The sequence below is a fragment of the Terribacillus saccharophilus genome (assembly GCF_046592595.1).
Taxonomy (GTDB): domain Bacteria; phylum Bacillota; class Bacilli; order Bacillales; family Amphibacillaceae; genus Terribacillus; species Terribacillus saccharophilus_C.
This window is the reverse complement of the sequence record NZ_JAWVPF010000007.1, coordinates 105,252-119,265: the sequence shown is the minus strand read 5'-3', so window position 1 is coordinate 119,265 and position 14,014 is coordinate 105,252. Positions and strand designations below refer to the sequence as shown.

The 14,014-nt window shown below is 40.6% G+C and carries 12 protein-coding genes and 1 pseudogene; 8 read left to right on the top strand and 5 right to left on the bottom strand.

Translation table 11 applies throughout. The features are described 5' to 3' along the window. The first annotated feature begins 175 nt into the window (after window positions 1-175). Entirely contained in the window at window positions 176-1,120 is a 945-nt protein-coding gene (locus tag SFC25_RS13110) for a magnesium transporter CorA family protein (protein ID WP_411215704.1), read from the top strand. Window positions 1,121-1,211: 91 nt separating this feature from the next. Further along, a complete protein-coding gene (locus SFC25_RS13105) occupies window positions 1,212-2,477 on the top strand; it encodes an erythromycin esterase family protein (protein WP_411215703.1) in 1,266 nt (421 codons plus the stop codon). 121 nt (window positions 2,478-2,598) lie between these two features. Here SFC25_RS13105 and SFC25_RS13100 read toward each other — a convergent pair whose 3' ends face one another. From SFC25_RS13100 to SFC25_RS13090, 3 genes are all read right to left on the bottom strand, one after another. Further along, window positions 2,599-3,351 (bottom strand): PAS domain S-box protein, encoded by a 753-nt coding sequence (locus SFC25_RS13100; RefSeq protein WP_411215702.1) that lies wholly within the window; start codon window positions 3,349-3,351, stop codon window positions 2,599-2,601. Between the two features lie 158 nt (window positions 3,352-3,509). Continuing rightward, entirely contained in the window at window positions 3,510-3,734 is a 225-nt protein-coding gene (locus SFC25_RS13095) for a sulfurtransferase TusA family protein (protein WP_095222928.1), read from the bottom strand. A gap of 16 nt (window positions 3,735-3,750) precedes the next feature. Next, window positions 3,751-4,812: a YeeE/YedE thiosulfate transporter family protein gene (locus SFC25_RS13090; RefSeq protein ID WP_411215701.1), complete on the bottom strand. Its 1,062-nt coding sequence runs from the start codon at window positions 4,810-4,812 to the stop codon at window positions 3,751-3,753. 187 nt (window positions 4,813-4,999) lie between these two features. On the opposite strand from SFC25_RS13090, the gene SFC25_RS13085 reads away from it, so the two are divergent. The 5 genes and pseudogenes from SFC25_RS13085 (at window position 5,000) to SFC25_RS13065 (ending at window position 9,836) form a co-directional block, all read left to right on the top strand. Next, entirely contained in the window at window positions 5,000-5,437 is a 438-nt protein-coding gene (locus tag SFC25_RS13085) for an immunoglobulin-like domain-containing protein (RefSeq protein WP_411215700.1), read from the top strand. Window positions 5,438-5,453: 16 nt separating this feature from the next. After that, complete coding sequence (locus SFC25_RS13080; protein WP_411215699.1) at window positions 5,454-6,341, top strand: TIGR01777 family oxidoreductase; 888 nt, start codon at window positions 5,454-5,456, stop codon at window positions 6,339-6,341. Window positions 6,342-6,629: 288 nt separating this feature from the next. Next, a pseudogene (locus tag SFC25_RS13075) lies at window positions 6,630-8,015 on the top strand (glycoside hydrolase family 30 protein); the annotation flags it as partial. A 693-nt stretch (window positions 8,016-8,708) separates the two neighbouring features. Beyond that, window positions 8,709-9,194 carry a DinB family protein gene (locus tag SFC25_RS13070; protein WP_411215698.1) on the top strand — a complete coding sequence of 162 codons (486 nt, stop codon included), beginning with the start codon at window positions 8,709-8,711 and terminating at the stop codon, window positions 9,192-9,194. A 222-nt stretch (window positions 9,195-9,416) separates the two neighbouring features. Then, window positions 9,417-9,836, top strand: coding sequence for an RDD family protein (locus SFC25_RS13065; protein ID WP_411215697.1), 420 nt, complete (start codon window positions 9,417-9,419; stop codon window positions 9,834-9,836). 142 nt (window positions 9,837-9,978) lie between these two features. Here the strand turns inward: SFC25_RS13065 and SFC25_RS13060 are convergent, their stop codons facing one another. Beyond that, window positions 9,979-11,325, bottom strand: coding sequence for a serine hydroxymethyltransferase (locus SFC25_RS13060; RefSeq protein ID WP_411215696.1), 1,347 nt, complete (start codon window positions 11,323-11,325; stop codon window positions 9,979-9,981). 141 nt (window positions 11,326-11,466) lie between these two features. After that, window positions 11,467-12,120: a GntR family transcriptional regulator gene (locus SFC25_RS13055; protein ID WP_411215695.1), complete on the bottom strand. Its 654-nt coding sequence runs from the start codon at window positions 12,118-12,120 to the stop codon at window positions 11,467-11,469. 173 nt (window positions 12,121-12,293) lie between these two features. Here SFC25_RS13055 and SFC25_RS13050 point away from each other — a divergent pair, with 173 nt between their 5' ends. Next, window positions 12,294-13,997 (top strand): DNA-binding protein, encoded by a 1,704-nt coding sequence (locus SFC25_RS13050; RefSeq protein ID WP_411215694.1) that lies wholly within the window; start codon window positions 12,294-12,296, stop codon window positions 13,995-13,997. Window positions 13,998-14,014: the final 17 nt, after the last annotated feature.

The window sequence follows — 14,014 nt, the reverse complement described above, 5'->3', positions numbered from 1 at the left end:
ATGCAATTGATACGTCTATATTAAAAAAGATAGCCGAATTTGTAAAGGGTTTCTTGGTGAAACATTCTGGTTTTTAGCTATCAATAGAGAGGTGACTGTCCAAAGTGGGGGGAGAAGAAAGGATTATCCCGCTACATGTAAGGGAAATAGATAGAAAAAAATTGGAGGGGAAAACATGGAGAAGCACGCTTTTTCAGGTACTGCATGGGAGTGGCTGCAGTTGGATGAGAAAAGGGATTTAGAGAAAAAAGAAGCGTTAAACGCGTACACCTTACATATCCCATGGATAGAACATATACATGCTTCCGGCACGAATAGTCTTCAAATGGAGACGACAGATCAGGACTCTTTGGCTCTTTGGGGCTCGCTCATATATGTTCAGGAAGCAGACAAGAAGGAAGAAAAGCATCTTTTTCACTTTTTTGTAAAAAAGAACACGCTGCTGACAACTGCACTTGATTTTAAGCTGCTGCCGACTACAACCCAAGATGATATTCTCGCTAAGATGCACAATGCGAACAATGCAATTGAAGGATTTATGATCCTTCTTGGAGAAATCATTTCAGCATTTTTACATAAAATCGATCAATATGAAGTCAGATTGAAGGACTTGCTTTGGCAGGTAAAAGAGAATAATGATACAAAGCTGCTTAACAAAATTGCTGAAAATCGGCATGAGATATTAGTATGGAAGAACTTTTTGATTCCGTTCATAGAGGTTAAAACTGGTGTAGTCGAAGCATTCGGGGAGAAATATACAGAGAACATCTATTTTAAACGGACACATTATCGTTTTGAACGCTGTGAGAATCTTGTTCGGGCGTATGAAGAGGAAATCAGAGGACTGATTGATTTTGAAGATGTCGTCTCTTCTTTCAGGGGCAATGAGATTATGAAGACACTGACTGTTATAACAGTACTTTTTACACCAGTCATGGCGCTTGGCGCATTATGGGGTATGAACTTTGATAATATGCCTGAATTGAAGTGGAAATTCGGGTACGCAGGAGCCCTGATCTTAATCCTCCTTTCGACTCTTCTGGTTTATTGGTTCTTGAAGGCGAAGGGCTGGACAGGAGATATGCTGAAATCCAAGAAAAAGCAAAAATACGTCGATTAAAAGTGGTAAGAATATTAACTGAAGGTATTTTTTCATCACATTAATCACAATTTAAACCTAACACACTTCAAAGTGAAAGTTGGGTTTTTAAATGGATTTAAAGACAATACAATCGATTAAAAAATACGCAATACCATTAACTGGTGAAGCGGAGCTAAGTATTGTAACTGAAAGAGCCGGAAATGCAAAATTTGTTTTGCTTGGTGAAGCATCTCATGGTACTTCTGAGTTCTATACTGTACGTGCTGAGATAACCAAGAAGCTGATCACGGAGAAGGGTTTTACCTTTGTGGCTGTGGAGGGGGACTGGCCTGCTTGTCAGGCTGTGAATCGCTACATCAAAGGCTATGATACAGAAAGCCGATCGGCTCGGGAGGTTCTCCTCAGTTTCAACCGCTGGCCGACGTGGATGTGGGCGAATGAAGAAATTATTGATTTAATTGAGTGGATGAAGGAATATAACAAAAATCGGGATGTGCAGCCAAAAGTAGGCTTCTATGGAATAGACATGTACAGTCTTTGGGAATCCATGGAGGAAGTAATTGCTTATTTAACCAAGATTGGATCTCCTGATGTGGAGATTGCAAGAAGAGCATTTTCTTGTTTCGAACCATTCAATAGGGATAACCAGGAATATGCTGTATCTGCTGGTTTGTATTCTGACGGATGTATTGATGAAGTAGCCAAGCTTCTGGCAGCAATTCAAAAAAAGAAAGAGCAGTATCCTTGTGAAGAAGAGATTCGTCTCAATCTGGAGGTAAATGCACTAGTTGCGTACAATGCCGAACATTATTATCGTTCAATGGTTGTTCGTGATGAAGAATCATGGAATATAAGAGATACACATATGGTACATGCACTGAATGAGGTCATGAAGTTTTATGGATCTAAGGGTAAAGCAATAGTTTGGGAGCATAACACACATGTCGGAGACGCCCGGGCTACTGATATGGCGCATAATGGCATGGTCAATGTAGGCGAGCTGGTACGCCAGCAAAATCCCGTTGAGGATGTGTATGTCATAGGATTCGGTACGCATAGAGGAACTGTCATTGCTGCGGATGAATGGGGAGTCAATCATGATGTGAAGATTGTTCCCGAGGCAGTTAGGGGATCATGGGAAGACCTCATGCACCGAGCCGGCGCATATGATAAGATGCTCTTTTTCGATAAAGAAAACAAGCATTTATTCCAGCAGAAAATCGGGCATCGTGCGATTGGAGTCGTGTATCGTCCAGAATTTGAACAGTTTGGAAACTATGTGCCTTCTCACATGGCACAGCGGTATGATGGGTTTATCTATATTGATGAAACGAGCGCTTTGAGGCCATTGGCTGTAGAGCGGGTTTTACTATAGGATTAGTGGAAATGGATCTTGCGGTTATATGTACCAGAGGAGCCTATACAGTTAAGGCTCCTCTTTGCGTGCGTTCCGATATCCTGACGCGGTAAGGAGATAAGAGGGATGATACTCCAGATTAATGTACTCCAAGATAATCCAAAGCATCTTTTACTGTAGACATTGTAGGTGAAGACAACAAGCTAATGTCCATTTCTATTGCTTCCATTGCAAGTTCTGGTCTCATACCTGTAAATATAGACTCTATACCGAGCATTGAAAGAACGTTATGAATCTTGAAGAGATAATCTGTGACGACTTTATCTAATTGATAGATGCCTGAGAAATCAATAATCAAGCATTGCACATCCTGCTGCTTTGCTTTAGCAGGAACCAGTTGTAAAAGATGTTTTGCCCGCTCCCCTTCAATTGACCCAACTAAAGGAAGTACCGCTATTCCATTAAGCAGGGGTACCAGGGTAGCTGAAAGTTCATGGATTTGGTCCATCATTTCCCTGTTCTTTCTTTCCGATTCTTTCTTTTCAGAGATATCTCTTACATAAGTTTGAATTGCCTTCGTTTTTCCAATAAAGACAGGGTGGCAGTATAATTCCACATCTGCTGTTGTACCATCCAGCTTGAAAATTGATTCTTCTATCACTTCAGCAGGCTTGGCATATGCTGACTGAATTCTTTTATGAATCGCAGACTTGGAGCTCTCATGAAAGATATCCAATGGACTTGCACCGATGATATCTTCTCTTTTTCCTTTAAAGAAGACTTCCGCAGCATTGTTAACATAAATGATCTTGAGATCAGTATGTACAATCAAGGGATCTAATGAATATTCAATGACTTCGCGGTAATTTATTTTCGATATATCTTCACTCATTTTATCCCCTCCTAGTGAAAGTATAGAGAAGTTTGAATACGTTAACAAGTCAAGTAGTTTTTGCCTCGGGTTCACAAAGACTTATTATTGCGGATTGTCTCTTCATTTAATAGAAAAAAGATTGCAGAAAACCAAGAAGGTTCTCTGCAATCTTTTCTTTATTTCTTTTTAATTGTAATAGTCCAAGCAGCTTCGCCTAGTTGTTCATATGCTGTCACTTCATGACCAGCTTCCGCTGCCCAGCGGGGGATGGATTCTGTCCCTTGTGTACAATCAAATTGTACTTCCAATTCATCACCTGTTTGAATTTCTTTCATGGCTTCTTTTGCTTCTACTAGCGGGAATGGACAAACCATACCCATGACTTCCAATGTTTTTTTCATTCTAAATACACTCCTTTTAAGCAGTTGCTGCTTGCGCAGTTTGTCTAGTCTTTTTACGTGGGCGTACAAACACAAAGTAAGAAGCGGTCCATGTGCCTAACATCATGAACCCTAGGGAGATCCATCCTTGCCATGTCATCATAGCGGTCATTACAAGGCCGTTTCCGATAGAGCAGCCGCCGGCTAAACCAGCTCCGAATCCCATCATTAATCCGCCGCTGAAACTATTGATCGTCGTTTTAAGATCTGGAAGTCGGAATCTGAATTCACCACTCATTTTTGCAGCTAGTAGTGAACCTAAGAAAATACCGAGTACGAGGAAGACACCCCAATTTATAAAGCTTAGTTCTCCTGTAACTAAGTATTGCAGGATATTAGCAGAAGGTGTTGTGATACCTAATCCAGAAATCCGGCCGGTGGCAACACTTAGAGGCCATGCAAGAATAGCGATGAGTCCGATAAAAATCGCAGTGATGAATGGATGCCAGCGTTTTTCAAATAGAATATGGGCAAGACCGGATTTTTTCGGTTTTAAGCCAGGAATTTTAACCGTCGGTTTTCTTAGATTGTGGTATACAATAAAGCCGACAACGGCAACAAGAACAGCAATTAAAATCCAGTTGTTAAAGCCGAATGTTGCAGCAATAGAGTTTGATTCAAGCTGTACCTCTTTAACAGCTGTGTCCAATGGCAGCAGAACACCAGATTTCATCATTGCTGCTACAAGCATATAGCCCGCCAATGCAATCCAACTGCCGATTAATCCTTCTCCCGCGCGATACCAAGTACCTGTTGCACAGCCGCCAGCAAATATAATGCCGATACCGAAAATAAAGGATCCAATAATTACAGCTGCAATTGGCAGTGATCCGGCATTAAATTCAAATACTCCTAAACTGATTAATGTATAAACGCCAACGCTTTGGATTGCAATTGCAATTAAAAGTGCGTAAAACATGCGGTTATCTTTTGCTAAATACATATCGCGAAAGCCTCCTGTTAAACAAAAACGGCCGCGTTGCATGACAAATCCAAGCAACGCCCCGCATAGTAAACCCGTTAAAATCATTTGAATCATGAAAGCACCTCTCTTAATCCGAGTATTCTTATTGGTTTTATATTAATATTTAGTCAATTCAGAATCAACCCCAAATTTACCTATTCTGAATTAATTATCAAGATAGAATGCAATTGGTTTTATGCTAATTGGGTATTTTTGTAATGGTGTAACTGTGATAAAGTTTGCTTAAGGGGGAGGGAGTTCGGTGAAAAAAATTATGTTCCTGTTTTTATTGATCTTTTTAGCTGGTTGTGGGACAGAACTGGAGCCCAGTAAGTATGCCGATGAAATGACTGCTGCAGAAGATATAGTGCTCGATATAGAAGATGACAGTATAAAACAGGAAGATGGTTTTAAATTTCATATAAAAAACAATAGTGACCATCGTATTACTATAGGTCGTGCATATGTGCTTGAAAAATATGATAAGAAGAAAGAAGAATGGTTACAGATACCACTTAAAGACAATATGGGTTTTCACGAGGATGGCATAATCATTGATTCTGGAACTGAAACCAGTTTTTTTGCATCGTTCGATGCTTTCAAATACAGCTTTCCAAAGGGTGATTACCGTATTATAAAGGTTCTGTCTTCAGAAGGAGATGGAATTTTATTGTATGATGATTTCGAAATTGATAAGTAAGTGAGGAGTGATATATATGAGGAAAGTGGTCATAGCTGGAGGAACAGGCTTTATCGGGGAATTCTTTCAAAAGAGATTTCAGGAATCAGGGTATGAAGTCAGTATTATCTCAAGACAAAAGCAACACATCCACTGGGATGATAAATTATCCATTCAAGAAACATTGGAAGATGCTGAACTTCTCATAAACCTTGCTGGAAAATCTGTTAATTGCCGATACAATGAAACGAACAAGCAGGAAATAATGAATTCGAGGGTAACAACTACTAAGATATTAGGCGAGGCTGTCCAGTCCTGCAGCAATCCTCCTGAACTTTGGGTTAATAGCAGTACGGCAACCATTTATCGTCATGCGGAAGATCGTCCGATGAAAGAAGCTGAAGGAGAGGTTGGTTCAGGGTTTTCAGTCGATGTTGCCACGAAATGGGAAGATGCCTTCTTTTCATTTGAGCTTCCTAAAACAAGACAGATCGCATTACGTATAGCGATTGTATTAGGTAGAGGGGGAGGAGTCATGATCCCATATCGTAATTTAGTGCGTTTCGGATTGGGAGGGATACAAGGTTCTGGAAAGCAGTTGTTCAGCTGGATACATATCGAGGATTTATTTCAAATTATACTTTTCTTAAGAGAAAAGAAACAGCTGAGCGGTGTTTTCAATACTTCTGCACCGCAACCTGTTACAAACCGTGAATTGATGCATACACTGAGAAAGAAATTGAATACTCCATTCGGCTTGCCTGCACCTAAATGGTTGCTGGAGATAGGATCCGTTTTCATTCGGACTGAAACAGAGTTGGTTCTGAAGAGCCGTTGGGTTATACCTGATCGATTGGAACGTGAAGGGTATAACTTCAGATTTAAAACACTTGATCATACATTACAAGACATTCTGAGTACATGAATAGACCGGAAGAATGAATAGTATTCTGATGTTTATTCCTTTTAAACAATGTATGCTGGTTTGCTTAAAGAACTTCTGCAGAGGCTCTTTTATTTTCGACTGCTAAATAATCTGGTAAATAATTCGGGATATTGGTACCTATGAAATGTAAGCGCTTTAATATTATGATGAATGAAGATGGAGTAAGGCTTATAACAGCCATTGAAGGGAAGGATAAAGACAATGCATGTTATAAAAAGATTGTCGAAATCATTTTTCATTGTTTTTATTACTGTTCTTATCATATCAATGAATCCAGGCTTTACGCTTGCCTCTAAGCCAGAAGAAGTGAAGGTATGGTTTAGCTCGGAAAATGCTCCAGCTGACAGAAGCTGGTATGAGGGACCGAAAGAAATCACGTATAAGCTGGATCAGCAGCAATCTATCAACATAACAAAAGAAAAGGAAACTGACGGAACAACGATTTTTGTAGACCCAGACAAACAGTACCAGGAGATGCTTGGAGTTGGTACTTCTTTAGAGGAATCATCGATCTACAATTTGTCAAAAATGGCACCAGGTAAACGGAAGCAAGCGCTGAAAGATCTGTTTGATCCGAAGAAAGGAATAGGGATGGATGTTATCCGGATTACGATTGGAACCTCGGATTTTACCGCACAAGATGCATTTTATACCTATAATGATATTCCTATTACGAAGACGGATTATGATTTAAGCGAGTTTTCCATTCAGCGTGATATCGATTTAAATATTGTCTCCACCCTAAAGGAAGCATTACAGATCAATCCAGACATCAGAATATTTGCCTCACCATGGAGCCCGCCTGCTTGGATGAAAACAAATAAAAGCTTGATAGGCGGGCGGTTAGAAGAGGGGAATACTGAAGTACTTGCAGCTTATTATCGGAAATTTGTCCAATCATTTGAAGCTCAGGGAATTCCAATATATGCGATGACTATGCAAAATGAACCGCTGCTTGAGATCGATTATCCTAGTATGTACATGCCGCCGGAACAGCAAAGAGAACTGGCAGTTTTACTCCGAAATGAACTGGATGCCCATCACTTAGATACAAAACTATGGACATTCGATCATAACTTCAGTGAAGCTTTGGATTACGTTTCAACTGTTTTCAAGGATGAAACAGCAGATGCATCAATAGATGGAATCGCATTTCACGATTATGCCGGTGACCCTAAATTAATGGGAGAAATTAGTCGTGCTTATTCGGATAAAAGCATTCATCTTACTGAAAGGTCTGTCTGGGGGACTGCTGGAGCAGATCGGATTGCGCAATATTTTAGAAATGGCGCAGCTAGCTATAATGCATGGGTAACGATGCTGGATAGTAACATCAGCACCCACCAATGGATCGGTACTCCTGATCCAACAATGATGATTCAGAATGCAAAAAACGTAAATAAGTACTGGAAGATACCAATCTATTATATGACTGGTAATTACTCAAAGTTTGTTGATCGTGGTGCGAAGCGGATTGACAGTAACTACGGATCTCGTGATTCCGTTACAAATGTTTCTTTTTTAAATCCCGACAATTCCATCGTAACAGTGGTTATCAATCAAACAGACAAAGCTCAAAAGTTCAGAGTTGTATCAGAAGGAAAGCAATTTGCTGCTATACTGCCAGCAGGAACAGTAGGGACCTATGAATGGCCGCGTCCTTCACAACAGGAAAACGATAATCTGATCGAAAACGGCAGCTTTGAAACAGGAACGTTAGATCAGTGGACGGAAAGAAATAATGGTGTTTCAGCACATAAAGCAGATGCAGATGAACCTTTTACTGGAGTTTACAAACTTACGCACTGGCACTCGGATGCTTATCAACAGCGGACTGCACAAACGGTAGAAAACATACCAGATGGCACCTATGAGGCAAGCGTTTGGGTTCGATCAGGTGGTGGTCAAAATAAACTGCGCTTCTATGCAAATGATTACGGTGGAGCTAAAAAAATAACTGAAATAGGCTCAAGCCCAGTGACAAGTTATACAAAGTACAAAATCGATGATATTCAGATTACCAACGGACAGGTTGAAGTTGGAGTATGTTCTGATGCTAATGCTGGTAACTGGGCTGCATTTGACAGATTTGAACTAAAACAACTGAAATAAACAAGTAATCCATTAAAGGACTGCTTTTAAAGCAGTCCTTTTTATCTTCAATAGATATGAGATGGCAGTTTAATTGCTTATTTGTGTCCTCTTGTATTACTTTACCTTCTCATAGGGCAAATAAATAAAACAAGGAATTCAACAAAGACATGCAGAAAAAGTAGTTATGTAATGTTTGGTATTGCTCTAGTATTTTGTCACCGTTTAATTATCTCCAAACTGGGAGGGTCTTCTTTGCAATTATTTTTTAAATATAACTGGATGGTTAGAGAAGAATGGTATCAATGGTGTGAAGAGTTGAATGAAGAAGAACTGCTACTAGACCGCACGGGTGGAAAGGGAAGTATATTACATACACTTTTCCATATAGTTGATGTCGAATGGAGCTGGATACGTCTCATACAAGACAAAACCGACTTCCAGGACAGTTTCGATACTTATAAGAGCTTGAAAAAGGTTCGAGAATTGAACGCTGATTATCATTTAGAAGTAGAAAGCTTTGTTAACAAATGGGATGCTAATATGGAGGGACGTATATTTTACGATACCTTATCAGATGGAAGAGTTGTAACGGATACTTGGGGTGAAGTCATGCGACATATTATTGCTCATGAAATTCATCATATTGGGCAATTATCAATATGGGCAAGGGAAATCGGAAAAAGCCCAGTTTCTGCAAACTTCATAGGGCGAGGTCTTACTTCTTACTTCAATAAATAACACTACATGTAATGGCTTTCGAAAAGTTATGTGTAGATGGCTCAAGCACCTACTTAACTAGCAGTAGACTTTAAATATTTTTAAAATGGACCTGCTGGTGAACTATTCTATTCACCAGCAGGTCCATTTTTGTTTGCCAAAACGCTTATGTCCAGCTTCCTTTTTAGCTGCATCAATAAATGGAATTATATGTTAAAGTTATTTGAGGGGGGAGTTATCTAAATGTATGAATTTAATCGTGCAGGATTTGGAATCAGGTTTTTCGCTAGTATCATCGACATGTTTATTCTTATTATTCCTATCAGTAGCCTGCTCTACTTTATACAGGGGGAATTTTCTATTGAATGGTCAGATGGCTACTTATGGGATATTGGATATGTTATATATTTGACAGTACTTCCTGTTCTATGGAAAGGATATGTCATTGGAAAGCGGCTTATGGGAATTAAAATCAAACGAACAGACGGTGGAGATGTTACTTTTGCCAACATGATTCTTAGAGAGGTTATTGGCAATGGACTGCTGGTATTTGTTACTTTAGGAATATCCTTACTGATTAGTGCTGTTATGGTGCTTGTGATGGAGGATAGGCGGGGGCTTCATGATTTGATTGGCGGTACTTATGTAGTTTACAGCCGATAATTAAGGAATGTTTGATTTCTCAATTACATAAGGGATAAAGTTAAGCTTATAACTGTCTAAGTATCTGCAATTGATTAAAGATGAAGAGGACCATACGATGAACTATTATGTTCATCCGCTGGTCCTTTTTTGTTAGGAAACATCAGTCAAAGCAATAATGTATCTTTTGGTACTGTTTGCGGAATTCAATGACCTCTTTGCGAATGTTTTCTGGTGATTTTTTATCCTCTAGTACAGCTATTATGAAGTCTGCTATTGTTTCCATGTCTTTTTCTTTCATTCCTAATCTAGTCACTTCAGTGGTTCCGATACGCAGACCGCTCGGATAATCCCAATCCTCTGGCTGGTCACTTGGGATAAGGTTTTTATTCGTAATGATATTCGCTTGTCCAAGTTTTTTAGCGATGTCTAGTCCGTTTCCAAAAGCACGCACATCAGCAATGACTTGATGCGTACGTGTAAAGCCTTTATGCGCACCAAGCATTGTTAACCCTCGCTCCTGCAGAGCACTTCCCAATGCCTGAGCATTTTTAACGATTTGAGCCATATAGTCTTCACCGAAAGCGAGGAATTCGGCAGCTGCAGCGGCTAAAGCGGCTACGCGATTCACTTGATGTGTTGCAGCTAGAGCAGGAAAAATAGCATCTGTCACAGGTTTGTTAATTTCTGGATCATTCCAAACGATGATCCCGCTTTGCGGTCCGCTAAATGTTTTACCGGCAGATCCAGTCAGGATCACAGCACCTTCGCGAAGCGGATCCTGGAATTGCCCGCCGCCGATTAGGCCAAGCTGATGTGCACCATCAAAGAATATTTTTCCGCCCCATTCCGCAACAATGGCAGACATTTCTTTCAATGGGAAAGGAAATAAAGTCATTGACGCACCGAGTGATACAAGTTTTGGCTTTATTTCACGTACTCTTGCAGCGAAAGCATCTAAATCAACCGTTAGCTCAGTCGGATCCATTGGAACATCATAAATATTCAGACCGCGTATTCCAGCAGGACCATCGTGACGATTACTCGAGTGACCTCCAGTTGGCTGCGGGATGGTCATAATATTATCGCCGGGCTTAGTTAATGCTGCATACACCGTAAGATTACCTAGCATACTTGCGACAAGACGGTGATCAGCGTAATTTGATTTAAACACTTTTTTAAGTAATTCCACACAAAGGGATTCAATTTCATCGATATACATCGTTCCAGAAAACCAGCGCTGTGTAGGGCCAATATGACCTTCAGCTGCTCGAGTACCGACTTCTGATGATAAGAGGTTTCTGACTGTGGGGCTAGTTGGTGCCTCAGGTGCGAGCAGGTTAAGACATTCCTCTCCGCGCCAAATGGCATTTCGCTCCACAGCATTGATTACTTCTTGCTGCATTAAACGAGGGGAGGAACACTTATCGAGAATATCCCGCGCTTTTTGTAAAACGGATGAATCATGTACCTCAGACTTCAGAACCTGATTATCACGAATAGTAACCATAAAAACTACCCCTTTCCCAAAACCAAAAACCAATATATCGGTTTGGTGATTTTGTGTAATCGTAGCATGGAACAGGAGACAGCACTATTATCTTGTAAGAAGAAATGCCAATAAAAATTAAAGCTGCTTAAAGAAAACAGCTTAAGTTAACATATCGCTTGTGAGCTGACTGGATAAACTCAGCCAGTTTTGTTTCAGTAATTCTGGGAGATCGGTTTTATTATTTTTGATGGACTGGACAATATCGTGATGCTGTTTCACGGAATTCATACCATCAAGTTCATTGAACTTTAAGAGCTCCAACCGTCTGATTTTAGACATTAGCCGCTCGAGCGCAATCAAAATCTCTGGATTATTGGATGCAATGAGAATGACTTCATGAAATTGATCGTCTAGCTGGATGGCCTCTAATCGCTGAGCATTTTTAATGGCCAGCTTAAAATCAGCATTTATTTTTTCCATAGTTACAGCATGTTCTTCGGTTAGATAAGGAATTGCCAAACGGGCAGCTAGCTCATGGAGTGAAGCTACGACAGTGAAGGCATCCCTAGATTGGATTTTATCTACTAAGCTGACTTTCGTTTCAGAACCTGGAGAAGATATAATTAATCCTTCATCCTCCAATCGCTTAAATGCTTCTCTGACAGGGGTTCTGCTAACTCCGAATTCTTCCGCTAATTCTTTGTCATTTACCCGTTCACCAGGTTCAAGCTCTAAATTAATAATAGCGTTTCTTAATTGCTGATACACTTGATCACGTAATGATATGCGATGAATCTGATTTATACTTTTCATAAAATCAATATATCACATTTAAAGAAACACCCAAATATTCAAATTGAATTGGTGCTTCTCTTGCTTAGCATTGTAAGCTGCTCCTACCTGCAGCACGTATAAAAATCTCTATACATGAAACATTTCCCTTCTTTATACCGTATAGGTAGTACGACATCTAAAGGAGGAACTGCATGATATTTTTAATCGCTTTAGCCAGTCTTGCTGGCTTTATCCTGATTGCTCTGGCTGACTTGGCAGCTGGAGGAGGAAAGACAAAACTTAAGCAGTACTTGGCAGCGGGTATTGCTGCGTATATCGTACTGATTATTATCATTTATTTCGTGTTACCAGCATTCATCATCCAAAATATCCTGTGGCTGAACGCAATAGGTATTTTCTTTGCAGCTTTTCCGCTTCTTGCAAGCAAACAAGCAGAAAAGAAATCAAAAAAAGCAGGTCTTTCGCTTGCGGGAATACTATTAGCAGTTGTTATTATCGGAGCAGTTGTTTGTGTGATTGCTAATTTTGCAGTTTATCAGTCATCTTATGACCATGTAGTTAAATCAACAGAGGAAGAAGCAAAACCGCTTGATGAAGATAAGACACCCATAGCAATTGCGCCGAGCTCAGTCCGGAACAAAATGAACAAGAAGATGAGCGTAGTGCCGGATACACAGCTCTATCATCTCGGCAGCCTTCAGACGCAAACAGTTGGCGGGACGAATGAATACATCGCGCCAGTTGAGTTTGACGGTTTCTTCAAATGGCTGAAAGGCGGAGAGACTTCCGGGTACTTTGTCATTGACGCGACAGATCTTGGGGCACAGCCTGAATTTGTTGAAAATAAATTATCCTATGTACCATCTGCTTACTTCCATAAAGATTTGCAGCGGATTATCTATTCTCGATATCCTTCCTATATCCAGGAAGGGGATGCACGCTTGGAAGTCGATGAAAAAGGAAAAGCGTGGTACGTCCAGACTGTCTACCAACCGAAACTTCTCACAAAGAAAGCGAATGGCGACGATATTCAGGTTGTCGTTGTGAACCCTTACAATGGACAGTCAAAAATTTATGATGCTGATCAAGCGCCTGATTTTATTGAGAACACAATATCACCAGAAATGGCCAGTAAGCTCAATACGTATTACGGAGAATATAGCGGCGGTTTCTGGAACCGACACTTCGGGAAAGCTGGCGTGAAGATTCCGAACGATAATGGAACGGAGCATGGTGTGACAGCTGTCTTCGCTGAGGATGGCAGCATCCAGTACTTCACTGATTTTAAATCACCGAAAGAGAATATTGACTCTGCCCTGGGTTACTCAATGGTCGATGGCCGGACAGGGGAAGTAACATTCTTCGGTGGTGAGAAGAACAATGGCATCATGGATTCCTCTGGTGCTGTGCAAGTGGTGGAGAAGGAATATCCTGAGAAAAAATGGGAAGGCAAAATGCCGGTACTCTACAATATTGACGGCAATCCGACCTGGGTGATCAGTGTGCTCGATTCCAATGGTATTTTCAAGCAGTATGCATACGTCCGGGCAGCAGATTCCGATTATGTTGTTTTTGGGGATAACGCGAAAAGTACGCTGGAAGCATATCGACTTCAGCTTAGCACAGATACGAGTACAGCAGAATCCACAGGTGATGCGCCGGTGCAGCAAGTGAGCGGAGAGGTGAATCGGCTCTTCATTTCCAGCAACAATGCCGGGGCGAAAACGATTCAATTCCTGCTGAAGGATCAGGATGTCATCTACAGCATTAACTCTACTGATGCACCGTATGCAATCTTCCTGAAAGAGGGGGATCAAGTCAGTTTTGAAGCTGCGATGCAAGATGGCGCAACATCTGCTACGATAGAGCAGATTTCTATCGAAGGATTGAATTAGAATCAGCCAGCTTTCAT